The organism is Gallintestinimicrobium propionicum (assembly GCF_025567525.1).
In the GTDB taxonomy this organism is placed as follows: domain Bacteria; phylum Bacillota; class Clostridia; order Lachnospirales; family Lachnospiraceae; genus Gallintestinimicrobium; species Gallintestinimicrobium propionicum.
The window spans coordinates 42,076-66,143 of sequence record NZ_JAOQJY010000011.1; the positions used below are offsets into that span (position 1 = coordinate 42,076).

A 24,068-nucleotide genomic window follows, 5' to 3' on the forward strand; every position below is an offset into this window, starting at 1 on the left:
AACAAAACAGTTTGAAATCAGGCATGCCGAAAGGGATGTCTGGGAATGAACTGTGTTTATAAGGGATGGGGGCGAAATCACAACCGATTTCGCCCCCATTTGGGCATAAAGCAGGGCTGCCGCCCAGCAAAAAATATTTGCTAGTGCGACAGCCCCTTTTTCTGTCTGGACAGGAAGCCTTTTGATAAGGTGGAGTTGTCGGAAAGACAAACCAAAACATAAAAGGCGGGAAAATATGAAAAAGAACGGGAAATAAAGTTTACCGATTGGATGGTGCTGGTGGTAGTAGACAGTGTTCTTAATCAGGAAAATAAACTATTGTGTTGTATTACGGCGAATCAATATAGGTGTAATTTGTTTGTGGATGGGTTCGCCCAATGGTTTGGGAGCACGCTTTTTCTGCTCATCCATCTGCCGGACCAGAAGATCCATGGCGGTTTTGGCAATGACATCAATCTGCTGACCAACGGTTGTGATTGGAAGGATTGCTTCGCTGGCAATCGGGGAATCGTCAAATCCAACAATCTCATAAGTGGAAGGAAATGTTCCGTATTTTTGGAAAATTAAATTCAGAAACATATTGGCATAGGTATCATTCGCAAGAAAGATACCTTTTTTTTGATCAGGATATTTGGCTTCTATCTTATCGAAAATTACCCGAATCACATTTAAAATCTCCTGATAAGTATTACCTTCTACACTCAGATCGATATGATATGGAACATGATGTTCTTCACAAGTTTCCTTAAAAGCCCGGATACGGTCATAAGCCGGGACAGATTTTTTCACATTGACATTTATATGAATCAGTATGTCACATTTATCCCGGATCAACAGGGAAGTAGCCTGAAGTGCTCCCATATAGTTATCAGTATTGACGCTGCTGATATGTTCTGCTTCACGTTCAATTGCGATGACAGGAATCTGATAGGAAGCGAGCTTTTCGGATGGAAGCGTGTGACTTAAAACAATCAGTCCCTCAATCTGATAAGATAGAAGCTCTTCAATGTATTGTTGCTCCTCTTCAGCCCCATGTTCGCTGGCGAAAACAAGAAATTTATAATGATAATCTCTGTAGCTGGAAAGAAATTGTGCCAGCATCTCAGAATAATAGTGCAGATAGAGGTTTGGAACGATGATTCCGATAAATTCACTTTTTCCATTCGCCAGGACCTTTGCCAGCTTATTCTTTTTATATCCAAGTATGTCAAGAGCCTGTGAAATCTTTTCCTGGTTTTCTAAGGTAAGAGAATCAGGATGATTGAAGTATCTTGATATTGTAGTCTTTGAAAAATTTGTGTATTCTGCAATATCTGCAAAAGTTACCTGTTTTTTACTCATAAAAGCGGAATCTCCTTTAATATGACGACTAACAGTTTATAATAGTCTTTAGTATAGCAATTCTCATGGAAAAACACAATGGGAAAATAACCGATTACGTAACCGGTTATTTTAACACGCAAAAGTGTTGACAGAATGAGAGGAATAGAGTATTATCAAACTAGAAAGTAACCGGTTACTTAACCGGTTTTGTGCGAAGCGTTAAAGGAATGGAGGGAGTAATGCATGAAAAGAATGCAAAACCAAGCAAAGTCCGCAAGCAAGCGAACCTGGAGAGAAAAGGGGACTTATGTGAAGAAAAACTGGCAGCTATATTTATTCTTCCTGATGCCGGGACTTTTGCTGACAATTATTTTTAAGTATCTTCCGATGGGTGGTCTTCTGATTGCTTTTGAAGACTACAATGTAATCAAAGGAGTTCTTGGGAGTCCCTGGGTCGGACTGGAGTATTTCAGACGATTTTTATCTTCACCGGATTTCATGAGCTATCTGATGAATACATTAAAATTGAGTATCTACGGATTGCTGTGGGGGTTCCCGGTTCCAATTATTCTTGCATTGCTTCTGAATCGTATTCAAAAGACAGGAATCAAGAAGAAAGTTCAGCTTTTGATCTATATGCCGAACTTTATTTCCGTCATCGTACTTTGTGGTATGGTCCGTATGTTTTTATCGCCTGTAGGACCGCTGAATAAAGTACTCGGAATCAGCACAAACTGGATGACAATGCCTTCTGCATTCCGGACAATCTATATTGCAAGCGGAATCTGGCAGGCGGCAGGATGGGCATCTATTATGTACACAGCAGCATTGTCGAATGCCAGCAAAGAGCTGGAAGAAGCAGCTCTTATGGATGGAGCAAATCTTCTGCAGCAAATCTGGTATGTAGAGTTGCCTGCAATTAAAAATATTATTGTAATTCAGTTTATTTTACAGGCCGGAAATATTATGAGTATAGGTTTTGAAAAAGCTTATGCGTTACAGACAGATATGAACTTGCCGGCATCGGAAATCCTGTCTACATATGTATATCGTATCGGACTTTTAAATGGAGATTATGGATATTCTACAGCAGTAGGTCTTTTCAATTCTGTTGTAAATGTTATCTTGCTGGTTTTTGTAAACTGGGTTGTTCAGAAACTGAATGATGGAGAAGGATTATAGGAAAGAGGGAGAAAAGATGGAGAAAATAAAGAATAAAAAATATTCAAGGACAGACAGCGTAATCCTTGGAATCGGATTTACCATTCTTGGTTTATTCGTCCTTTCTATAGCAATACCGATTGTTTATGTGGTACTCGCATCCTTTATGGATCCGAATGTTTTGAATAACCAGGGATTGAGTTTTAAAATCAAGGACTGGACATTAGATGCCTATCGAAGAGTATTAGAGAATGCAATGATCTGGCGTGGATTTTTAAATTCTTTCCTGTATTCACTTGCATTTACAGTTATTTCCGTTTTTGTGACATTGCTGGCAGCATATCCGTTGTCTAAAAAAGAATTTGTAGGAAGAGAATTATTCAATATTATTTTCCTGATCACAATGTTCTTTGGGGGTGGAATGATTCCTACCTTCATTTTGATCAATCAGCTGCACTTGGTTAATACGGTGTGGGCAATCCTGATTCCGGGGGCATTTAATGTATGGAATATGATTCTCGCAAGAACTTATTATCAATCAATTCCGACAGAATTAAGAGAAGCATCTGCGATCGACGGGGCAAATGAGATCCAGCATTTCTTTAAAATCATGATTCAGGTATGTAAGCCGATCATTGCAGTTCTGGCACTCTGGTCCTTCGTTGGAATGTGGAACAGTTATTTCGATGCAATGATTTATTTGAATGATGCAAATCTGCAGCCATTGCAGTTAGTGCTCCGTTCTATTCTGGTACAGAATACACCACAGCCGGGAATGATCGCCGATATCCAGAGTACGGCAGAAATGGCAAAAATAGCAGAACAGCTTAAATATGCAACCATTGTAGTATCAAGTTTACCACTGTTAGTAATGTACCCATTCTTCCAGAAATATTTTGATAAAGGAATTATGGTCGGATCGGTAAAAGGCTAATAAGAAAGGAACGATACAGCTATGAAGAAAAGAAAAGTAAATGCATTACTTGCAATTGGACTATTCTTGACGATGATGGTGGGAATTGCAGGATGTGGAAAAGAGCAGCAGCTTGCAGCTGAAATTGATCCGGATACACCTGTATCGGAAGTGCAGTTTCCATTGAAGGAAACCGCAGAACTTTCCTTTATTACAAGTGCACCGGCTACATCAACACAGGAGCCAAATGAACGAGTGATCTTTCAGCGCATGGAAGAGCAGACAAATGTTCATATTGACTGGACTTGTTTTGTATCAGACCAGTTTTCTGATAAGAAAAACCTGGCACTTGCCCAGTTTGGAAATCTGCCGGACGGATTATTCAATGCCGGAATGAGTGAGTATGACCTGCTGCGTTATGCAAAGCAGGGAATCATCATTCCATTGGAAAACCTGATAGATAAATATATGCCGAATTTACAGGCAGTATTTGAAAAATATCCGGAATACAGGGCGATGTGTACAGCACCGGATGGACATATTTATTCCTTTCCATGGATTGAGCAGCTTGGAGCAGGGAAAGAAGCCATTCAGGCAATCGGAGATATCCCGTATATTAACAAAAAATGGCTGGATTATCTTGGACTTGAGATTCCGACAACAACAGATGAACTGGAACAGGTATTAATTCAATTCCGTGATCATGCAGATGAACTTGAAAAAGAATTTTCCATTGAAGGTGATGTAATCCCGATGTCATTTATTATCAATAATGGAGATCAGGATCCTGCAATTTTGATCAATGGATTTGGAGAAGGTTATGGAGATACAGGGGATCATTTCGCTGTAACGGATGAAGGAAAAGTTATTTACACAACGGTTCAGGAAGGTTATAAAGAAGGTATCCAATGGTTGCATAAGCTTGTAACAGAGGATCTGGTCGACCCGGAAGCATTTACACAAGAGTGGTCCACCTATGTGGCAAAAGGAAAGAATCATCGATATGGTCTCTGCTTTACATGGGATATTGCAAATATCGATAACAATGAAGATTATGTGATGCTGCCAGCGTTGACAGGACCGGATGGAATGAGAAATATCACAAGACAGAACAACAGCGAAACAAGCGGATTCGATCGTGGAAGATGTGTCCTTACATCCAGCTGTCGTGACACAGCACTTGCCGCCGCATGGATTGATCAGATGTATGCCCCCTTTCAGTCACCGCAGAATAACTGGGGAACTTATGGAGAAAAGGATTCTTTTAACATTTTTGAACTGTCCAGGAATAAAGATGGCGGAGAAATGCTGAAGCATATGGATCTTGGAACTCAGTCTCCGGTAGAAGTACGTGAGGCACAATCTGTAAATGGTCCGCTTGCAGTACTGAATGAATATTATGATGTATATGTAACACAGCCAGAAGATGCAAAATGGCGTTTAGACAATATGCATGAAACTTATCTGCAGGATATGAACAGCAAGTATGTTTATCCAAACGTCTTTATGAGCATTGAGGATACCAATAAAGTGTCTCAGTACGATACAGATATTAGAAAATATGCAGAGCAGAAGAAAGCAGACTGGATCCTGAATGGTGGAATTGAAAAAGAGTGGGATTCCTATCTGAAGAAAATGGAACAGTATGGACTTTCTGATTATCTTTCAATTAAACAGAAATACTTTGATCAGTATCAGAAGTCATTGAGTGAAGAAAAATAACGCTACGAACAATAGGAGAATTTACATGAGTGAGATGTTAGAAAAGGCTAGAAAATATGAAGATGAACAGGGAAAGCAGATAAAAGCAGAAGATAGACCGGCTTTTCATGTGAGTCCATATGTCGGATGGATGAATGATCCGAATGGTTTTTCATACTATCAGGGAGAGTACCATCTTTTTTATCAGTATTATCCATACGATACACACTGGAACAGTATGCATTGGGGTCATGTGGTTAGTAAAGATCTGCTTCACTGGAAACATCTTCCAGCAGCTTTGGCACCGGATGAAGATTATGATAAAATTGGATGCTTTTCAGGAAGCGCAATAGAGTTAGAGGACGGAAGACAACTGCTCCTCTATACTGCGGTAGATCAGGAAACAATGGAAGATGGAACTGTAAGGGATATTCAGACACAGGCAGTGGCTGTTGGAGATGGAAAAGATTATAAGAAATATGAGAAAAATCCTGTTCTGACAGCCAAAGATCTTCCGGAAGGTGCAAGTAAAGTGGATTTCCGTGATCCAAAGATCTGGAAAGGAAAAGATGGGAACTTCTATTGTGTTATCGGAAGCAGACCGGCAGATGGAAGTGGACAGATTCTTCTTTATAGAAGCGAAAACGGATTTGACTGGAAATTTGTCAGCATCCTTGCAAAAAATAAGAAACGTTTTGGAAAGATGTGGGAATGTCCGGATTTCTTTGAACTGGATGGGAAACACGTTCTTTTGACCAGTCCACAGGATATGCTGCCGGAAGGCTTGGAATATCATAACGGAAATGGTACTTTATGTATCATAGGAGAAATGGACAAGGATAAATATACCTTAAAAGAGCAGTTTGCGCAGTCTGTGGATTATGGAATTGATTTTTATGCAATGCAGACGTTGGGAACCCCGGATGGACGGAGAATTATGATTGGCTGGATGCAGAACTGGGACACGATTGCTCATCGTTGCAATGACTCAAAATGGTTTGCACAAATGAGTCTGCCGAGAGAATTATCTGTGAAAAACGGAAGACTTTATCAAACGCCGATCAAAGAACTCGATGCGATGCGAAAAGACAGAGTTGAGTACAATAATGTAGTAATAAATAATGATACGATCTCATTGGATAAAATCGAAGGACGAACGATCGATATGGAGCTTGTGATACGTCCGGAAGATAAGGAAAATGTCTATAAGAAATTCGCATTACGTTTTGCACAGAATGAGAGGTTTCATACAGAATTGTGCTTCCGCCCGGATGAGTCTGTCCTGAAAATTGACAGAACATTTTCGGGAAGCGAACGAGCATTGGTTCATCAGAGAAGATGTCTGGTAAATGGAGATGCCAATGAATTAAAGCTTCGCGTGATTTTGGATAGATTTAGCGCAGAAGTATTTATTAATGATGGCGAGCAGGTTATGTCGGCTGTCATATTTACAGAGCAGGAGGCAAAAGGAATTTCATTCTTTGCGGAAGGTGCAGCTAAAATCGATGTGGTGAAATACGATCTGGTTTAGGAAACACATGATAAAACTTACATGGAGTTGGAAAACGCATGGATAATGATAGGGGGATTCCTAAAACGGGAATCCCCTTTGCAGTACAGATGGTGCGTGAAAAAATAGGAGCACTGCGTGTAATGCCAACCAGAGAGGAAATTCAGAAGCTGCTGGCAATCCGCATGCAGACAGGAGCATGACTTGTAGAGTTCACACATTCACACAATCTTCACAAAATAATTAGCACTCACCTCTTGACGTGGCTAATAGCTGGTGTTATAGTAGGATTCAGATGAAGTGTTATAGCTTCACTAGAACAAACAACAGCGGCCGGAAGGTTCCAATAGAGGAGCCGAATGGCGAAACCATGATAGATTGAGTAAGGAGGGAGCTGTGTATGAACATTTCCAAATTTACCCAGAAATCCGTAGAAGCAGTGCAGAACTGTGAAAAGCTTGCCTATGAATACGGCAATCAGGAGATCGAAGAAGAACATCTTTTATACAGCCTTCTGACCATCGAAGACAGCCTGATCTTAAAGCTGATCGAGAAGATGGAAATCCAGAAGGAGCATTTTGTGGACCGCAGCAAACAGGCGCTGGCAAAGCGCGTAAAGGTGCAGGGCGGTCAGGTTTATATCGGCAAGGACTTAAATCAGGTGCTGATCCATGCCGAGGATGAAGCAAAACAGATGGGAGATGAATATGTTTCTGTAGAGCATCTGTTTTTGTCCATGCTGCAGTATCCGAATAAGGAGATCAAGCAGATCTTTACCGAGTACGGCATCACGCGGGAGCGTTTTTTACAGGCATTGTCCACGGTGCGCGGCAATCAGAGAGTCGTTTCGGACAATCCGGAGGCTACTTATGATACATTGGAGAAGTACGGACAGGATCTGGTAGAAAAGGCGAGAGCCCAGAAGCTCGATCCGGTCATCGGCAGGGATAATGAAATCCGTAACGTGGTTCGGATTCTTTCCAGAAAAACGAAGAACAACCCGGTTCTGATCGGTGAACCCGGCGTCGGCAAGACCGCCGTTGTCGAAGGACTGGCACAGAGAATCGTGCGGGGCGACGTACCCCAGGGGCTGAAAGATAAAAAGATCTTCGCACTGGATATGGGTGCACTGGTAGCAGGTGCCAAGTATCGGGGCGAATTTGAAGAGCGTCTGAAGGCAGTGCTGGAGGATGTGAAGAAGAGCGAAGGACAGATCATTCTGTTTATTGATGAGCTGCATACCATCGTCGGTGCGGGCAAAACAGACGGTGCACTGGATGCCGGCAACATGCTGAAGCCTATGTTGGCGAGAGGCGAGCTGCATTGTATCGGTGCAACGACACTGGATGAATACCGCAAATATATTGAAAAGGATGCCGCTCTGGAACGTCGTTTCCAGCCGGTGCAGGTGGATGAGCCTACCGTTGAGGATACCATTTCCATTCTGCGTGGCTTAAAGGATCGTTATGAGGTGTATCACGGCGTAAAGATTCTGGATAATGCATTGGTAAGTGCCGCCGTTTTGTCCAACCGTTATATTTCTGACCGGTTTTTGCCGGATAAAGCGATCGACCTGGTGGATGAAGCGTGCGCACTGATCAAGACCGAGATGGACTCCATGCCTGCGGAGCTGGACGAGCTGCGCCGTAAGGTCATGCAGATGGAAATTGAGGAGGCTGCGCTGAAAAAAGAAGACGACACCCTGAGCAAGGAGCGTCTGGAAGCACTTCAGAAGGAGCTTGCGGAGTTAAAGTCCGAGTACAACAACCGCAAAGCGCAGTGGGATAACGAGAAGAAGAGCGTAGAGAACCTTTCCAAATTAAGAGAAGAGATCGAAGCGGTCAACAATGAAATTCAGATTGCACAGCGCGAAGGCGACCTGGAGAAAGCTGCAGAGCTTTCTTATGGCAAACTGCCGGAGTTGAAAAAACAGCTGGAGCAGGAAGAAGAAAAAGTAAAGAAGGAAGACCTTTCCCTGGTTCACGAAGCGGTAACTGATGAAGAAATCGCCCGGATTATTTCCCGGTGGACAGGTATTCCTGTTGCAAAGCTGACAGAAAGTGAGCGCAATAAGACGCTGCATCTGGATGACGAATTGCATAAGAGAGTCATCGGTCAGGATGAAGCGGTAACGAAGGTGACGGATGCCATTATCCGTTCCAAAGCAGGTATCAAGGATCCGACCAAGCCCATCGGTTCGTTCCTGTTCCTTGGACCTACCGGTGTCGGTAAGACGGAGCTTGCAAAAGCGCTTGCGGCGTCCCTGTTTGATGACGAGAACAACATGGTCCGGATCGATATGAGTGAGTACATGGAGAAATACTCTGTGTCCCGTCTGATCGGAGCGCCTCCCGGATACGTTGGCTATGAAGAAGGCGGTCAGCTGACAGAAGCAGTCCGCAGAAAGCCCTACTCAGTTGTCCTGTTCGATGAAATTGAAAAGGCACATCCGGATGTCTTCAATGTTTTGCTGCAGGTGCTGGATGACGGCCGGATTACGGATTCCCAGGGCAGGACCGTGGACTTTAAGAACACGATTCTGATCATGACCTCGAATATCGGCGCGAACTATCTGCTGGATGGCATCGATGCGGACGGCACGATTAAGCCGGAAGCAGAAGAGCTGGTAACGAAGGATCTGCGCGGTCACTTCCGTCCGGAGTTTCTGAACCGTCTGGATGAGATCATCCTGTTCAAGCCTCTGACGAAGGATAACATCAGCGGTATTATCAATCTGATTGTCGCAGACTTGAATCATCGTCTGGAAGATAAGCAGCTTTCGATCGAACTCAGCCCGGATGCGGAGCAGTTCATTGTAGACAACGCATATGATCCGATTTATGGCGCGCGTCCGTTGAAGCGTTATATCCAGAAATATGTGGAAACGCTGTCTGCAAAGCTGATCCTGGCAGATCAGGTACAGATGGGTGACACGATCCTGATCGCAGTGGAAAACGGCGAGCTGGTCGCAAAGAAAAAGCAGCATAGCGTTTAAAGCTGCAGACTGTAGAAGCACTCGGCGGGAGGAGGTTTCTCCTGCCGGGTGCTTTTTCTCTTTACAAAATCAACTCCTGCGAGTATTGTGATAGATACGGGTCGAAAAACGACCTGAAAAAGCGCATATTGATGCAGATTCTGTGGATAGAAAGGCTTTTACAGGGGAATGGAGAGAGAAAAGAAAACAAAAGCAATAGAAATGACAACAGGTTCGATCTGGAAGAACCTGTTTTTCCTGAGCTGCCCGCTGGTATTTTCCCAGGTGCTGGAAGTGCTGTTTAATATGAGTGACGTAGCGGTGGTAGGGCGCTTTTCGGACTACCGGGCGCTGGGGGCGGTTGGTTCGACAACGCTTCTGGTCACGCTGTTTACCGGCTTCCTGATCGGAATGGGCTGCGGTGTCAATGTGCGGATGGCGCATGAGCTGGGTGCAAGGCGCAGGGAATCCGTGATCAAAACCGTGCATTCCGCCTTTGTAATCTGTCTGATCGTCGGTCTGCTTGTGGGTGCAGCCTGTTTTTTCTTTGCAGAGGGACTGCTTGGAATTCTGCATACCAAAGAAGAGCTGATGGACAGTGCTGTTTTGTATCTGAAAATTTATGCACTGGGCATGCCGGGTATGGCACTGTATAACTGCGGCAACGGTATTCTGAGCGCCACCGGGGATACGAAACGTCCGCTGGTATATCTGTCCATTGCAGGAATTGTAAACGTTATTTTAAATCTGTTTTTTGTTATCGTGTGCCATATGGCAGCAGAGGGCGTGGCCATCGCCAGTGTGATCGGACAGTATTTATCTGCACTTCTGATCGTGATTCATCTGCTGCGACGGACGGACGACTGTGGGCTGCACCCTTCGAAGCTCAGACTGGATCCGGCCTGCGGAAAAGCGATTCTGGTGCTTGGCATACCCACCGGTATCCAGAATGCCATCTTTGCTATCGCGAACCTTTTTGTGCAGTCCGGCGTCAATTCCTTTGATGCGGTGATGGTGTCCGGAAATGCAGCTGCAGCAAATGCGGACACGCTGATTTTTAATATTATGGCAGCGTTTTATACCGGCTGTTCCAGCTTTATCGGACAGAACTGGGGCGCTGGCAACCGGGAACGGATGAAAAAGAGCTATCTCGTCGGGCTGACCTATTCCTTTGCGGCAGGTGCGATCTTTGGCGGACTCCTGCTGATTTTCGGACGACAGTTTCTGTCGCTGTTTGCGACGGAGCCTGCTGTAATCGATGCCGGAATGCAGCGTGTGAAGATCATGGGATTTTCTTATATGATCAGTGCGTTTATGGACTGCAGCATCGCAGCCTCCCGAGGAATCGGAAAGAGCATTGTGCCGATGGTCATCGTTATTTTAGGCTCCTGTGTGTTCCGGGTGATCTGGGTGTATACCATTTTTGTATGGATTCATACGATTCCGGCGCTGTACTCCCTCTACTTTTTCTCCTGGGCGATTACATCTGTGGCGGAGGTGCTCTATTTCAGGCACAGCTTTCGGCAGCTGGAATTTCAGAGCTGAGTCCGGGGACGAGAACCGTCAAAGTCCGGTAGTTCTTCTGCAGACAGATAAGGTTTTGGCGTTGCTGCGCCGTCCTTTCCGAATGATAGAGGGCTTCTGCTGCATAGATTAAAAAGAAGGAACCGGAAAAGGCGGTTTTCCATGGAACATAAAAAAGAGAAACGAAATGAAAGGGCAGCAATTCAACTGGGACTTTTTCTGGTTGGATTGCTGCTTTTTGGAACTGCTGCGGGAGGGCAGCTGACAGGGGAGGAAAAAAACGGGAAGGAAAAGGCAGCAATACAGACTTCCGGCGGTGTATCCGATGCAGTAGAGCCCAAAAAGATTGCCCTTACCTTTGATGACGGCCCGCATCCGGTCTATACGAAAATACTTTTGGACGGTCTGGCAGAGCGGGGCGCAAAAGCCAGTTTTTTTGTTACAGGGGAGAATGCAGAAAAATATCCGGAGCTGATTTTGCGTATGCAGAAGGAGGGGCATCTGATCGGCAACCACACCTATAGTCATATTCAGCTGACAAGCAATAACCGGGAAGCCTTTCGACAGGAGCTGATCTCCACGAATGAGGTATTGAAGGAGATAACAGGAGCGGAAACCATTTTTGTCCGTCCGCCCTATGGAAGCTGGGACAAAGGCTTCGAACAGGAGCTGAATATGTTCCCGGTGCTGTGGACGATCGATCCCCTGGACTGGTGCAGTCAAAGCAGCACCAATGTTGAAAAGCGAATCTTGTCCAAAGCGCGGGAAAATGCGATTATCCTGCTGCATGATGAATATGCTTCCAGTATTGAGGCGGCACTTTTTATTGTGGATGAGCTGCAAAGCCAAGGCTATGTCTTTGTGACAGTCGAAGAAATAATGCTGGTATCCTGAAATTCGCAGTTGGATGAAATCCAACATGTACAGCAGGGAAAATAGTTGTTATAATCAAATGTGGAAGCTTTTGCACCGACCTTGATGCCTGCGGATTGTTCCGTGCTGCGCACTCCAACAATCCTACTTCGTAATCCATGGTCCGGTTTAGAACGAAAGGAAACAGTTACACAGATTGAAAAAAATGTTTCAATCACGAGATTTGTGTCTGCGCGCACTTGACACAAACTCGACATGCGAAAAAAGCGTGCGCAGAAATGAGCGGAAAGAATGCAATACACCTACACAGAACTGGCAGCGTATCTGCTGCTGTACAGCTTTATCGGATGGGCACTGGAGGTTGCCTTTTTTGCAGTAAAAGAAAGAAGATTTTGCAACCGCGGATTTTTCAGTCTGCCCCTTTGTCCGGAATACGGCATAATGATGGATATTCTGATCCTTTTGCTGCCGGAGCAGGGGACAAAATGGCTGCTGCAGTTTCTGACCACTTGGATGGTCGTGTCCGTTGTGGAATATTTTTCCGGAGGGATCGCAGCCAAAATCTGGAAAAAGCATTTGTGGAATTACGAGGATGTGACACTGTTTGGCGGGAAGAAAAAGAGTGTGCTCCTTTCGCTGATCAAGGCAGCAGTTGTGATGACGGCGGTGCTGCTTTTGCATCCTCCGGTCTTTATCCTGTTTTCGATGATTCCGACAATTGTGCTGCGGATCATAGACATAGTCGGCTTTGGGCTGATGGCTGCCGACCTGGTGTCGATTCTGATTGCAGTCAGGAAAAGCAGGAGCCTGACAGAGCTGAAGGAAACCCAGGGGAGACTTCTGCAGGAACAAAAGGAAGTCAAGCAAAAGCTTGGAGGCAAGATCTATCATGCAGTCTGGAAGCGGTTAAACCGTGCATACCCGGAGATGGAAGCTCTGGAGGAGGCAGATCGGGCAGAACGATATGTCTTTGCAAGAGGCGTCTGTGTGGATAAGCTGATCTGGGTATTTATGATCTGTGCATTTCTCGGAGATCTGATCGAAACGCTGTTCTGCAGGGTGACGGGAGGCGTATGGATGAGCCGGTCCAGCGTAATTTACGGCACCTTCAGTATTGTCTGGGGCTTCGGTGCGGTCATTCTGACAGTTGTATTGCAGCGGCTTGCCGGAAAAGAGGATCGTTATATTTTCCTGGCGGGCAGTGTGCTGGGCGGCGTATATGAATATCTGTGCAGCGTATTTACAGAGATTTTTCTCGGGACTACATTCTGGGATTACAGTGACATGCCCTTTAATATCGGCGGGAGAACCAACCTGCTGTATTGCATTTTCTGGGGGATGTTATCCGTTGTCTGGGTAAAAATTTGTTATCCGACGATCAGTGGATGGATCGAAAAGCTGCCGCCCCTTGGAGCAAAAATTGCGACCTGGGCAGTTATCGTGTTGATGAGCTGCGATGCGGTGATTTCAGCAGGCGCCATGGTACGCTATGTGGAACGACAGGACAGCGCGGCGGTGCAGGAGAGCAGTGCGGACGCAGGGACTGCCGCAGGCGTAGAACACGCCGCGAAGGAGGAAAGCGTCGCGGACGCAGGGACTGCCGCGGGCACGGAAAGTACCACAGGAACCGTGCGGGCGGAAAAGAAGAGCGTGATCGACACATTCTTTGACATCAATTACCCTGACGAGCGGATTGAGAAGGTGTGGCCGAACATGAAAGTGGAGGTACAATAAGGGGACATGGATCTTTTCGATTATATGAGACAGACCAATCAGGAAAAGGAAGCGCCGCTGGCGGCAAGGCTGCGGCCCCGGACGCTGGATGAGGTAGTCGGGCAGCAGCACATTATCGGAAAGGACAAGCTTTTGTACCGTGCGATTCAGGCGGACAAGCTTTCCTCCATCATTTTTTACGGACCGCCCGGAACGGGCAAAACGACTCTTGCGAGGGTGATCGCGAATACGACCAGCGCGGAGTTTATGCAGATCAATGCGACTGTGGCAGGCAAAAAGGATATGGAAGAGGTTGTCGCAAAGGCAAAGGACAACCGTGGAATGTTTGGAAAAAAGACGATCCTGTTCATTGATGAGATCCATCGGTTCAACAAGAGTCAGCAGGACTATCTGCTTCCCTTTGTGGAGGATGGAACCCTGATCCTGATCGGTGCGACGACGGAAAATCCGTATTTTGAGGTAAACGGAGCGCTGCTGTCCCGTTCGGTTATTTTTGAACTCAAGCCGCTTTCAAAGGAAGATATCGAAGAACTGATCCGACGGGCAGTCTATGATCAGAGAGGAATGGGTGCCTATCAGGCACAGATAGAGCCGGATGCGTTGGAGTTTCTGGCGGATATTGCAGGCGGAGATGCACGTGCGGCATTGAATGCAGTAGAGCTTGGCGTAATGACGACACAGCGCTCAGAGGATGGAAAAATCCATCTGACCCTGGAGGTTGCCCAGGAATGTATTCAAAAACGTGCAGTAAAATACGACAAAACAGGCGATAATCATTATGATACGATTTCGGCATTTATCAAGAGTATGCGGGGCTCCGATCCGGATGCGGCGGTTTATTATCTGGCGCGGATGCTGTATGCTGGGGAAAGCGTGACATTTATCGCCCGCAGGATGATGATCTGTGCGTCGGAGGATGTTGGCAATGCAGATCCGACAGCGCTGCAGGTAGCGGTTTCTGCATCCCTGGCAGCAGAGCGGGTGGGCATGCCGGAGGCGCAGATTATTCTGGCACAGGCGGCGGCCTACATTGCATGTGCGCCGAAAAGCAACGCAGCGGTCAACGCCATTGCGTCTGCAATGAAGACGGTGGAAGAAACCGGAAATCTGGCGATTCCGGTGCATTTGCAGGATGCCCATTATAAAGGAGCAGCAAAATTGGGACACGGAAAAGATTATAAATATGCACACGATTATCCAAACCACTATGTCAGACAGCAGTATTTACCTTATGAGCTGTCCGGAAGAGAGTTTTATCAGCCAAGTGGGATGGGATATGAAGTAAAAATCAAAGAGCACATGCAGCGGATACGCAGGGAAGCGGCTAAGACAGAGCAAAAGCCGCAGGATGGAGAAGAGCAATGAAACAGATACCAAAGCGGGTCATGATCGTGTCCTTTGATGCGGTCGGAGCAAAGGACCTGGAATATTTACAGACCCTGCCGAATTTTCGGCGCTTTTTTGAACAGGCAGCGCTGTGCAGCCATGTAAACAGTGTGTGTCCGTCCCTGACCTATCCGGCCCATACATCCATTGTGACAGGGCGGATGCCGAAAAATCACGGGATTGTGAACAACACAAAAATCCAGCCCAACCGGAAGGATCCGGACTGGCTTTATCATCGCAAATGGATCCGCAGCACGACGCTTTATGACGAAGCGAAGAAAAAGGGAATGACGACGGCCGGGCTTTTGTGGCCTGTTGCGGCAGGCAGCAGGATGAACTACTATGTGCCGGAGATTATGGTGACACGCAAATGGCAAAATCAGATCCTGATGAATGCGACGAACGGTCCGTTGTTTTATCAGCTGGATCTGAACAAACGCTTCGGACATTTGCGAAACGGAATCGCACAGCCCCAACTGGACAATTTTATTCAGGCATGCGCGCTGGATACGATCTACAAATACAATCCGCAGCTGTTTTTGCTGCATCTGACGGATGTGGATGCGAACAGACATCTCTATGGCGTGGAGAGTAAGGAGGCAAAAGAAGCTCTTAAGCGCCACGATAAGCGTCTGGGCGAGATTGTAAGGGCACTGGAGGAAACCGGAGAGATGGAAAGCACGACGGTCGTGCTTCTGGGGGATCATTATCAGAAGGATGTGGACAAGGTTGCCTTTGTCAATCATGCACTGTGGAAAGCCGGCTTGCTGACGGTCCGCAACGGCAGGATCAAAAGCTGGAAGGCCTATGCAAAAAACTGTGACGGAAGCTGCTATATCTATCTGCATCCGTCTGTAGAAAACAATGCAGAAGTGCAAAAGCGTACAAGAAAAGTGCTGGAGACGCTGAAAGGACGGGAGGATTTTGGAATCGAAAGGATTCTGACCCGGGAAGAGGCAGCAAATATGGGCGCAGACGAAAACTGCTTTCTGATGCTGGAAGCAAAGGAAGGATGGTTTTTTCTGGACGAATGGGAACAGCTGACGGCAACAGAAAAAGACTGCGCACATGGCATGAAGGGGACCCACGGGTATCTGCCGGGTGAGGCAGACTATCAGACCTTTTTTGCAATGTCGGGATGCAGTGTAAGAGCTGGTGCCCGGGTAGAAAAAAATATCGCGCTCTGGGATGAGGGCGCGACATTGGCAGCACTTTTGGAGATAGACCTCGGAAAAACAGATGGCAGTGTGATCCGGGAGATGTTGCAATAACATACTTTAAAACAGGGCGGTTGTCAGATACTGATAAATCTCCCTGTTATTTTTTTGCCAGTTTTCGCAAATGGAAATTGCGAGCTCTTCTGTAGGAACCGTAAGGCGGATGGTCACCAGGTTGACGTCCTTATCCACTGCAGTCAGCTCTGTTTCGAATTCCCCGTTGACAGCCTTATAGTAGTTGCTCTGAATCGAAGATTCGTTGCGCATTTCCAGTTCATTTTTTTTAAGATATTCGCCGATGTCTGTCTTGATCGCGTCACTGATGCGGTTCTCAAAATAGGAAAGGGTATTGCGGCCCTCCTCCGTGATCTGCAGATGGGTGCGGTTGACCAGTGTTTTGGCAGTGATCAGACCGGCCTGCGCCAGCTCATTGATAACCTGCTGCAGTGTCAGATAGCTGGTATATTCTTTTTCCAGAATGAGATCGCTGACCTGCGCCATTGTGAGTGGGAAGGATACCTTGTTGAGCAGATAAAGAACGATCAGTTTATAGAGTGTAAGAGGTTCCTGGTTCATAATTATCCCCTTGTCTGAGATTTCGTTGTTTCATAAGGGCATGCAGCCCGTTTAAGACGTTTCGTTTCGAAAGACTCCACTGGGGCGCGATCAGGAGCTTGCGGGGACCGTCTCCGGTGACCCGGTGGAGGCAGATATCCGGAGAAAGTGCAGCGATACAGCTTGTCAGCAGATCGAGATATTCTTCCTGTGTCAGTACAGGAAGCTTTCCGGCTTCATAAAGCAGGGCAAGATCTGTTCCCTTTAAAATATGGAGAAGCTGCAGCTTGACACCAAAGGGATGCACCTGATTGACGGCACGGATGCTTTCCAGCAGGTCAAGCCGGGTTTCCCCGGGGAGTCCGAGGATCAGATGGACGATAAAGGGAAGCCTTCTGGCATGGAGCTTTGCTGCAGCATCATAAAATACGGAGGTCGGATATCCCCGGCGGATCCTTGCTGCAGTGTGGTCATGAATGGACTGCAGACCAAGCTCGATCCAGATAAACCGGTCAGGATACAGTAACTGGAGGCGGTCAAGTCCCTCCAGAATGATATCGGAAAGGCAATCCGGGCGCGTCGCAATGGAAATTCCTGCGACCTCCGGAGAGGAAAGTGCTTCTTCATAACAGGAAAGCAGTCTGTCCGGATCGCCATACGTGTTGGTATATGCCTGAAAATAGGCGATCAGAGACGGTTTGCCGGGTTCCGGTATCCATTTGGAGGACAGAAGTGACTTTGCCTGAGTTAACTGGTCTGTTACAGAAAGCTGCCGGGAAGCAGCAAAATCGCCGCTTCCGCCTGCAGAGCAGAAAATGCAGCCTCTTGTATCGAGGGTGCCATCCCGGTTGGGACAGGTACAGCCGATATCAAGCGCAGCCTTGTAAAGCTTTCGTCCGTATGTATTTTTACACCAGGCGTCCAGCGAATAGTAGGGCTTCTGGTGCCAGAGATCAACGGATGTTTTTCTTGACTGCATCTGCAACAACGTCCGCAACTCTGGGATCGAATGCTTCTGGCATGATATTGTTTTCGTTTAATTCTTCGTCAGAAACGAGGGCTGCGATGGCATTAGCGGCAGCCAGCTTCATTTTATCGGTGATCTGTTTTGCATGTCCTTCCAGAGCACCGCGGAAGATGCCGGGGAATGCGACAACGTTGTTGACCTGGTTCGGGAAATCGCTGCGTCCGGTGCCGACAACGCGTGCCCCTGCTTTTTTTGCGAGATCAGGCATGATCTCAGGAACGGGGTTAGCCATTGCAAACAGAATAGCATCGGAATTCATGGAAGCCACCATCTCTTCCGTCACAATACCTGGAGCGGAAACGCCGACGAAAATATCAGCACCCTTTAAAGCATCTGCAAGGGAACCGGTTTCGTGAGCCAGATTGGTGCGTTTTACCATCTTTTCCTGCATCCAGTTTAAGCCCTCTGCGCCATCGCAGAGAATGCCGGATTTATCGCACATAATGATATTGGAAAAGCCGTAGGTTATCAGCAGGCGGGTAATGGCAACTCCTGCGCTTCCTGCGCCGTTTACAACAACGCGGCAGTCTTCCTTTTTCTTACCGACTACCTTTAGGGCATTGATGATGCCGGCGAGTACAACAATAGCAGTTCCGTGCTGGTCATCGTGGAAAACAGGGATATCCAGGGTCTCTTTTAAGCGCTCTTCGATTTCGAAGCAGCGGGGTGCACTGATATCTTCCAGATTGATGCCGCCAAAAGCGGGAGCAAGCCAGGTAACAGCTTTGATGATCTCTTCCGTGTCCTGAGTATCCAGGCAGATGGGAACTGCGTTGACACCGCCGAATTCTTTAAATAAGACAGCCTTGCCTTCCATAACGGGCATAGCGGCCTTCGGACCGATATTGCCGAGTCCCAGTACGGCGGAACCGTCGGAAACAACAGCTACAGTGTTTGCTTTCATCGTATAGGTGTAAGCGGCAGCCGGGTCTTTTGCAATGACCTTACAAGGCTCCGCAACGCCGGGAGTATAGACAAGTGCAAGGTCTTCACGGGTGCGGACGGGTGTTTTGGAAACGGTTTCAAGCTTTCCCTGCAGCTTCGCATGCAGTTCCAGCGCTTTCTCCTGATTTGTCATTTGATTTGCCTGCTTTCTTTTTTATTTAATAAGGAATGATGATGTCGGGGCATACGCGCCATTCGTAGCTCTCTGTATATCATCATATCTGATTTATTTGAGTGAATCAAGGAAAAAATCTTCCTATTCTGTTTTGAGTGTGGTACAATGAGCGAAACAGAAGGAGACGTTTGACTTGTGTCTCCGATGTGTAATAAAATTCATTAAAATGACAGGCACTTTTGATTTCTGACAAAAGACCGCTGTTTCCCGGATCGGGATGTTCTGGCGCATTTCAAAAAGATCGTTTCATGTAGAATTCCGTATGAAAATCAGGGACGAATCACGATGGCAGTAAAGGGAGTAAAGATTGAAAAATAAAAATTTTCAATCGCGAGATTTGTGTCTGCGCGCACTTGACACAAACTCGACATGCGCAAAAAGCGTGCGCAGAAATGAGAGGAAAAAATGATAAGAGAAAAATATGAATCTCTGGCAGTGCATGATCTGAAGGAGATTGCAAAAGCAAGGGGGATAAAAGGACTTTCTACAATGAAAAAGGCGGAAGTCATTGATGCGATGCTGAGGTTGGATGCCCAGGAGAATGCAGAAATCAAAACAGAACGCAGCGTCCCGGAGAACCGCCCGGCAGAGCGCAAGGATGCCCCGGAGAAGGACGCGGCAGAGCGGGAGGATGCTCTAAAGAGGGACGCAGCAGAGCGCAAGGATGCGCCGAAGAGGGGCGCGGCAGAGCGCAAGGATGCCCCGGAAAAGAGCGCAGCAGAGCGGGAGGATGCTCCGAAGAGGGATGCGGCAGAGCGCAAGGATACCCCGGAGAAGGGCGCAGTGGAAAAGCAGGATCCTCATGACGGTGGGACAGAACCGGAGAGCAAAGCAGGGGATCGGGAGGAAAGACGGCAGCAGAGAACAGGAAAGCGCTTCATCAGCAATGGTTCTTATCATAATGGACGGACAGGAAGCCGCGACAACAATGGTGCGCGGGAAAATACTGCAGCTGCAGTGCCCCGTACTGCTGCGCCTGTGGCAGAAGAGGCACAGAACCGTGTGAGCGCGCCTGCACCTCGTTATAATGAGCGCTACAACAGTCCGTATAATCGCGGAACTGCACCGATCCAGAGTCCAGAGGACGACAAGTTCCCGACAGAGCTGGACAGCGGCATTACGGTAAAGGGTATCCTGGAGGTCATGGCTGAGGGCTATGGCTTTATCCGCTCGGATAATTATATGCCGGGAGATAATGATATTTACGTGGCACCCAGCCAGATTCGTCGGTTCAATTTGCGGACAGGCGATATTTTAGAGGGAAATACCAGAGTGCGGACACAGAATGAAAAATTCTCTGCCCTGCTTTATGTCAAGACGATTAATGGTTATACCACAGAGGAAGCATCCAGACGAAGCAACTTTGAAGATATGACGCCGATCTTTCCGAACAGCAGACTGAAAATGGAACGCTTCGGCTGCCCGGTGGCGATGCGGGTCATGGATTTGTTAAGCCCCATCGGTAAAGGACAGAGAGGTATGATTGTGTCCCCGCCGAAGGCTGGTAAGACAACCCTATTAAAAGAAGTGGCCATGTCGGTAAAGAAAAATTATCCGAACCTGCATCTGATCATTCTCCTGATCGATGAACGTCCGGAGGAGGTAACGGACATGAAGGAGACGGTGGCAGGGCCGAATGTTGAAGTGATCTATTCCACGTTTGATGAATTACCGGAACATCATAAACGAGTTTCCGAAATGGTTATTGAGCGTGCAAAGCGTCTGGTCGAGCATAAACAAGACGTTATGATCCTGTTAGACAGTATTACCCGCCTGACCCGTGCCTACAACCTGGTGGTTCCGCCCAGCGGACGTACCCTGTCCGGTGGTATTGACCCGGCGGCATTGCATATGCCGAAGCGCTTTTTTGGTGCAGCCCGCAATATGCGCGAGGGCGGAAGCCTGACGATTCTGGCCACTGCACTGGTGGACACCGGATCCAGGATGGACGATGTCATTTACGAGGAATTTAAAGGAACCGGTAATATGGAGCTTGTGCTGGATCGAAAGCTGTCTGAACGCAGAATTTTCCCTGCCATCGACATCCCCAAAACCAGCACGAGAAGAGAAGATCTGCTGCTGAGTGCAGAGGAGATGGAAGCAATCAACGTGGTGCGCCGCGCGTTGAATGGTATGAAATCCGATGAAGCTGTGGATAAGGTGCTGGATCTGTTTGCAAAGACGAAAACCAATATAGAGTTTGTGCAGACGGTGAGAAAGATGAGATACCTGTAAAAATACAGCGCATGCAATAAAAGTTACAGTTCACACGCGCCATTCGCAATACAATAGAATGCTCGCTCTGCGAACATTCTATTGTCATGAACCGCGTCTTCGACGCTCTCCGCTGCTTCGCAGCTCATTTTTTATCCGTTCATTGAAAAATCAGCACCGAATGTTCTTCTTTTTCAAGGAAATCAAAAAAATACTTGCATAGGGCAAAAGTTTATGCTATATATAGTTGCATAAAATATACAACGAAAGGAAAGCGAACGATGAAGCTGCAGGAAACACTGGAACATCTGAATTTTTCAAGGCTGGAAGCACAGATTTATATGGCATTGATCGGTTCTGAGCCCATGTCTGCCTATCAGCTGGCAAAAAAAATCGCAATTGCACGCCCTTCTATTTACAATGCGCTGGAGCACATGCTGGATAAGGGGATGGTGGAGCTGGTTCCGGATCAGACAGCACTGTATGCCGCCCAGGAACCGGAGGTGCTTTTGGGGCGGATGCAGGCGGAAATGACAGCAAACCTTTCTCTCGCCAGGCAACAGCTGAAAGAATATGAGACGGCGAAGCAGCCGGAGGTGCATTTCGTATTCCGGGGCTTTGAAACGGCGATGGCAAGGGCAGGGAAGCTTCTGGAGGATGCCCGGGAGGAGGTTTATCTGAATGCGGATTTTGATCTTTCCCGTTTTGCAGAGACCTTCCATCGGCTAAAGAAAAAAGGCGTGCGGATCGTTGCGTTTTCCTTTTATGATCTTGGACTGAACCGGGAGGATGTGGAGTTTTATACCCACGGAGGAATGCTGACAGCACATCAGCCCTCCCGTCTGATGCTTGTGACAGATAGGCAGATGACGCTGACAGCGGACTGCGGTGCATTTGCCAACTGGAGCGGTACGGTCAGCAACAATGGGCTGATGGTGAAAATTTTGTCGGAGCATATTCAACACGACATCACCCTGTTGCAGCTGCAGGAAAAGTATGGACTGGAAATGCATTGAAATGAGATCGGCTGCAGTTTAAAAGGATGCAGCCTGGAAAACGGAGGTCTGAACATGATTCATTTAGAAGCGGTTTATCATAGAGCGTCACAGCAGTTTTGCTATGCATTGAATGAGGAAATTTTGATGGTAGGGCTGCAGACCGGAGAAGAAGTGGAACAGGTTTGGATTCATTATGGCGACCCGTTTTCTACTGGTATTCTGGGCGGAAACGAGGCTTGGGAAGGCAGTCGGGAGGAGATCGTGACAAAAATGCGTCTGCCCCAGCACCTCTGGTGGGAAATTCCCGTGCAGCCTCCCTATAAACGGTGCCGGTATTTCTTCGAGCTGCAGGCAGGAGCAGAACGGGTCTTTTATTTTGAGGATGGCTTTCATTCGCCGGAGGATGTGAAAAACGGACAGCTGGGACAGTGCTTTACGTTTCCGTGGATGAATTCGGTGGATATCAACGTGACGCCAAAGTGGGTGCGGGAGACGGTCTGGTATCAGATTTTTCCGGAGCGCTTTTGCAACGGCAACAAAGAAAATGATCCGGACTGGGTAAAGCCCTGGGGATACCATACCGTAAGTAATCTCGATTTTTATGGCGGCGATCTGGATGGGATCCGTCAAAAGCTTCCTTATTTACAGGAGCTTGGTATTACCGGATTGTACCTGACGCCGGTGTTTGAATCTCCCTCAAGTCATAAATATGATACGACAGATTACCGGAAAATCGATCCGGGCTTCGGAGATGAAAAGACTATGAAGCTGCTCGTTAAGGAGGCCCATGACAGAGGCATCCGAGTGATGTTGGATGGTGTATTCAACCATTGCGGCAGTAACTTTTTACCGTGGCGGGATGTGATGGAAAAGGGGCCTAAGTCCCCCTATTATGACTGGTTTATGATCAATCGCTGGCCCTGTCGGGAGCAGGAGGGCAGCACCCGGGATGGACGCTATTATTCCTTTGCCTTTGCGGAGCGGATGCCAAAGCTCAATACGAGTGAAAAAAAGGTGCGGGACTATTTTTTGGATACCGTTCGTTATTGGATTGAGACATTTGACATTGATGGACTTCGGTTAGATGTTGCAAACGAAATTTCCCATCTGTTCTGCCGTGAGCTGCGGCAGATGACAAAGCAGTTAAAACCGGATTTTTATCTGCTGGGGGAAATCTGGCATGACGCAATGCCGTGGCTTGGCGGGGACGAATTCGACGCCGTTATGAACTATCCCTTTGCTGCAGCCATCCGGGAGTTTTGGTATCAGCCGGAAAAGACGAAATCGGATCTGGAAGAGGCGATCCATGAAAATCTGGTGCGTTATATGCGTCAGACGACAGAGGTTTTGTTTAACCTTCTGGATTCCCATGATACAGATCGGCTGATCCATCAGACAGGTGGAAATCAGGATCTCTTTTTCCAGCAGCTTGCAATGCTCTTTACAATGCCTGGAAGTCCCTGTATCTATTATGGAACGGAAATCGCGATAGAGGGCGGCGCTGACCCGGATTGCAGACGCTGTATGCCCTGGGATCAGATCGAACAGGGAAACTATGCAGAGATTACGGAGCAGGTAAAGCAGCTGATAGCCCTTCGAAAAGAGCCTGCGGCCCGCAGCATGGAAATCACATTTGAAAATAATAACAGCTCTGACCGGGTGGTGGAATATGTCAAAACCGGGGCAGAGGGCAGCAGGCTTCGGGTTGTGTTGAACGCATCCGGAAAAGAGACCGATGTGGAGACAGAGGGCAGCGTGCTGTTTGCAAGAGGTTATGAGAATGGGGTGCTGCGCGCAGGCGGCGCATTGGTGGAACGGCTGTAAAACAAGGATTTCCG

Annotated in this window: 18 protein-coding genes; 14 read left to right on the forward strand and 4 right to left on the reverse strand. The window is 47.3% G+C overall.

The genetic code is table 11. The features are described 5' to 3' along the window. Positions 1 to 315 precede the first annotated feature (315 nt). Positions 316 to 1,341: a LacI family DNA-binding transcriptional regulator gene (locus tag OCV62_RS09525; protein WP_262586321.1), complete on the reverse strand. Its 1,026-nt coding sequence runs from the start codon at positions 1,339 to 1,341 to the stop codon at positions 316 to 318. 225 nt (positions 1,342 to 1,566) lie between these two features. Here OCV62_RS09525 and OCV62_RS09530 point away from each other — a divergent pair, with 225 nt between their 5' ends. The 11 genes from OCV62_RS09530 to OCV62_RS09580 all read left to right on the forward strand — a co-directional run bounded on the left by OCV62_RS09530 (position 1,567) and on the right by OCV62_RS09580 (position 16,370). Next, a complete protein-coding gene (locus OCV62_RS09530) occupies positions 1,567 to 2,505 on the forward strand; it encodes an ABC transporter permease (protein ID WP_117962418.1) in 939 nt (312 codons plus the stop codon). Between the two features lie 16 nt (positions 2,506 to 2,521). Continuing rightward, positions 2,522 to 3,418: a carbohydrate ABC transporter permease gene (locus OCV62_RS09535; protein ID WP_021915143.1), complete on the forward strand. Its 897-nt coding sequence runs from the start codon at positions 2,522 to 2,524 to the stop codon at positions 3,416 to 3,418. A 21-nt stretch (positions 3,419 to 3,439) separates the two neighbouring features. Next, entirely contained in the window at positions 3,440 to 5,119 is a 1,680-nt protein-coding gene (locus tag OCV62_RS09540) for a type 2 periplasmic-binding domain-containing protein (protein WP_262586323.1), read from the forward strand. Positions 5,120 to 5,144: 25 nt separating this feature from the next. Continuing rightward, a complete protein-coding gene (locus OCV62_RS09545) occupies positions 5,145 to 6,629 on the forward strand; it encodes a glycoside hydrolase family 32 protein (protein ID WP_262586324.1) in 1,485 nt (494 codons plus the stop codon). Positions 6,630 to 6,667: 38 nt separating this feature from the next. Then, positions 6,668 to 6,811: a hypothetical protein gene (locus OCV62_RS09550; protein WP_262586325.1), complete on the forward strand. Its 144-nt coding sequence runs from the start codon at positions 6,668 to 6,670 to the stop codon at positions 6,809 to 6,811. 197 nt (positions 6,812 to 7,008) lie between these two features. Further along, entirely contained in the window at positions 7,009 to 9,603 is a 2,595-nt protein-coding gene (clpB, locus tag OCV62_RS09555; RefSeq protein ID WP_262586327.1) for an ATP-dependent chaperone ClpB, read from the forward strand. Positions 9,604 to 9,771: 168 nt separating this feature from the next. Next, the gene (locus OCV62_RS09560) at positions 9,772 to 11,127 is read left to right on the forward strand and encodes an MATE family efflux transporter (RefSeq protein ID WP_262586328.1); all 1,356 of its coding nucleotides are present in this window, start codon (positions 9,772 to 9,774) and stop codon (positions 11,125 to 11,127) included. A 141-nt stretch (positions 11,128 to 11,268) separates the two neighbouring features. Continuing rightward, entirely contained in the window at positions 11,269 to 12,000 is a 732-nt protein-coding gene (locus tag OCV62_RS09565; RefSeq protein WP_262586331.1) for a polysaccharide deacetylase family protein, read from the forward strand. A 270-nt stretch (positions 12,001 to 12,270) separates the two neighbouring features. Next, entirely contained in the window at positions 12,271 to 13,713 is a 1,443-nt protein-coding gene (locus OCV62_RS09570) for a putative ABC transporter permease (RefSeq protein WP_262586334.1), read from the forward strand. Positions 13,714 to 13,719: 6 nt separating this feature from the next. Further along, positions 13,720 to 15,078 carry a replication-associated recombination protein A gene (locus OCV62_RS09575; RefSeq protein WP_262586336.1) on the forward strand — a complete coding sequence of 453 codons (1,359 nt, stop codon included), beginning with the start codon at positions 13,720 to 13,722 and terminating at the stop codon, positions 15,076 to 15,078. Then, positions 15,075 to 16,370, forward strand: coding sequence for an alkaline phosphatase family protein (locus OCV62_RS09580; protein ID WP_262586337.1), 1,296 nt, complete (start codon positions 15,075 to 15,077; stop codon positions 16,368 to 16,370). The genes OCV62_RS09575 and OCV62_RS09580 overlap by 4 nt, the downstream gene beginning before the upstream one ends. 6 nt (positions 16,371 to 16,376) lie before the next feature. On the opposite strand, the gene OCV62_RS09585 is transcribed toward OCV62_RS09580, so the two are convergent. Genes OCV62_RS09585 through OCV62_RS09595 form a run of 3 tightly spaced genes read right to left on the reverse strand, consistent with a single transcriptional unit; the run spans position 16,377 to position 18,976 of the window. Continuing rightward, entirely contained in the window at positions 16,377 to 16,892 is a 516-nt protein-coding gene (locus tag OCV62_RS09585) for a DUF4364 family protein (RefSeq protein WP_021915133.1), read from the reverse strand. After that, positions 16,864 to 17,850 carry a tRNA modification radical SAM protein MnmL/YtqA gene (mnmL, locus tag OCV62_RS09590; protein WP_262586339.1) on the reverse strand — a complete coding sequence of 329 codons (987 nt, stop codon included), beginning with the start codon at positions 17,848 to 17,850 and terminating at the stop codon, positions 16,864 to 16,866. Before mnmL ends, OCV62_RS09585 begins: the two co-directional genes overlap by 29 nt. Beyond that, positions 17,825 to 18,976, reverse strand: coding sequence for an NAD(P)-dependent malic enzyme (locus tag OCV62_RS09595; RefSeq protein ID WP_262586341.1), 1,152 nt, complete (start codon positions 18,974 to 18,976; stop codon positions 17,825 to 17,827). Before OCV62_RS09595 ends, mnmL begins: the two co-directional genes overlap by 26 nt. 447 nt (positions 18,977 to 19,423) lie before the next feature. On the opposite strand from OCV62_RS09595, the gene rho reads away from it, so the two are divergent. The 3 genes from rho to OCV62_RS09610 all read left to right on the forward strand — a co-directional run bounded on the left by rho (position 19,424) and on the right by OCV62_RS09610 (position 24,054). Continuing rightward, positions 19,424 to 21,253: a transcription termination factor Rho gene (gene rho / locus OCV62_RS09600; RefSeq protein WP_330667351.1), complete on the forward strand. Its 1,830-nt coding sequence runs from the start codon at positions 19,424 to 19,426 to the stop codon at positions 21,251 to 21,253. Positions 21,254 to 21,513: 260 nt separating this feature from the next. Then, positions 21,514 to 22,248: a TrmB family transcriptional regulator gene (locus OCV62_RS09605; RefSeq protein WP_262586343.1), complete on the forward strand. Its 735-nt coding sequence runs from the start codon at positions 21,514 to 21,516 to the stop codon at positions 22,246 to 22,248. Positions 22,249 to 22,305: 57 nt separating this feature from the next. Continuing rightward, the gene (locus tag OCV62_RS09610; RefSeq protein WP_412280162.1) at positions 22,306 to 24,054 is read left to right on the forward strand and encodes a glycoside hydrolase family 13 protein; all 1,749 of its coding nucleotides are present in this window, start codon (positions 22,306 to 22,308) and stop codon (positions 24,052 to 24,054) included. Positions 24,055 to 24,068 lie beyond the last annotated feature (14 nt).

Excerpts from the sequence above, each read along its gene's own strand:
- mnmL (WP_262586339.1), bottom strand. The coding sequence starts at position 17,850 with ATGCAGTCAAGAAAAACATCCGTTGATCTCTGGCACCAGAAGCCCTAC.
- OCV62_RS09595 (WP_262586341.1), bottom strand. The coding sequence starts at position 18,976 with ATGACAAATCAGGAGAAAGCGCTGGAACTGCATGCGAAGCTGCAGGGA.
- OCV62_RS09560 (WP_262586328.1), top strand. The coding sequence starts at position 9,772 with ATGGAGAGAGAAAAGAAAACAAAAGCAATAGAAATGACAACAGGTTCG.
- rho (WP_330667351.1), top strand. The coding sequence starts at position 19,424 with ATGATAAGAGAAAAATATGAATCTCTGGCAGTGCATGATCTGAAGGAG.
- OCV62_RS09530 (WP_117962418.1), top strand. The coding sequence starts at position 1,567 with ATGAAAAGAATGCAAAACCAAGCAAAGTCCGCAAGCAAGCGAACCTGG.
- OCV62_RS09585 (WP_021915133.1), bottom strand. The coding sequence starts at position 16,892 with ATGAACCAGGAACCTCTTACACTCTATAAACTGATCGTTCTTTATCTG.
- OCV62_RS09550 (WP_262586325.1), top strand. The coding sequence starts at position 6,668 with ATGGATAATGATAGGGGGATTCCTAAAACGGGAATCCCCTTTGCAGTA.
- OCV62_RS09525 (WP_262586321.1), bottom strand. The coding sequence starts at position 1,341 with ATGAGTAAAAAACAGGTAACTTTTGCAGATATTGCAGAATACACAAAT.
- OCV62_RS09580 (WP_262586337.1), top strand. The coding sequence starts at position 15,075 with ATGAAACAGATACCAAAGCGGGTCATGATCGTGTCCTTTGATGCGGTC.
- OCV62_RS09575 (WP_262586336.1), top strand. The coding sequence starts at position 13,720 with ATGGATCTTTTCGATTATATGAGACAGACCAATCAGGAAAAGGAAGCG.
- OCV62_RS09535 (WP_021915143.1), top strand. The coding sequence starts at position 2,522 with ATGGAGAAAATAAAGAATAAAAAATATTCAAGGACAGACAGCGTAATC.
- clpB (WP_262586327.1), top strand. The coding sequence starts at position 7,009 with ATGAACATTTCCAAATTTACCCAGAAATCCGTAGAAGCAGTGCAGAAC.
- OCV62_RS09570 (WP_262586334.1), top strand. The coding sequence starts at position 12,271 with ATGCAATACACCTACACAGAACTGGCAGCGTATCTGCTGCTGTACAGC.
- OCV62_RS09565 (WP_262586331.1), top strand. The coding sequence starts at position 11,269 with ATGGAACATAAAAAAGAGAAACGAAATGAAAGGGCAGCAATTCAACTG.
- OCV62_RS09540 (WP_262586323.1), top strand. The coding sequence starts at position 3,440 with ATGAAGAAAAGAAAAGTAAATGCATTACTTGCAATTGGACTATTCTTG.
- OCV62_RS09545 (WP_262586324.1), top strand. The coding sequence starts at position 5,145 with ATGAGTGAGATGTTAGAAAAGGCTAGAAAATATGAAGATGAACAGGGA.
- OCV62_RS09605 (WP_262586343.1), top strand. The coding sequence starts at position 21,514 with ATGAAGCTGCAGGAAACACTGGAACATCTGAATTTTTCAAGGCTGGAA.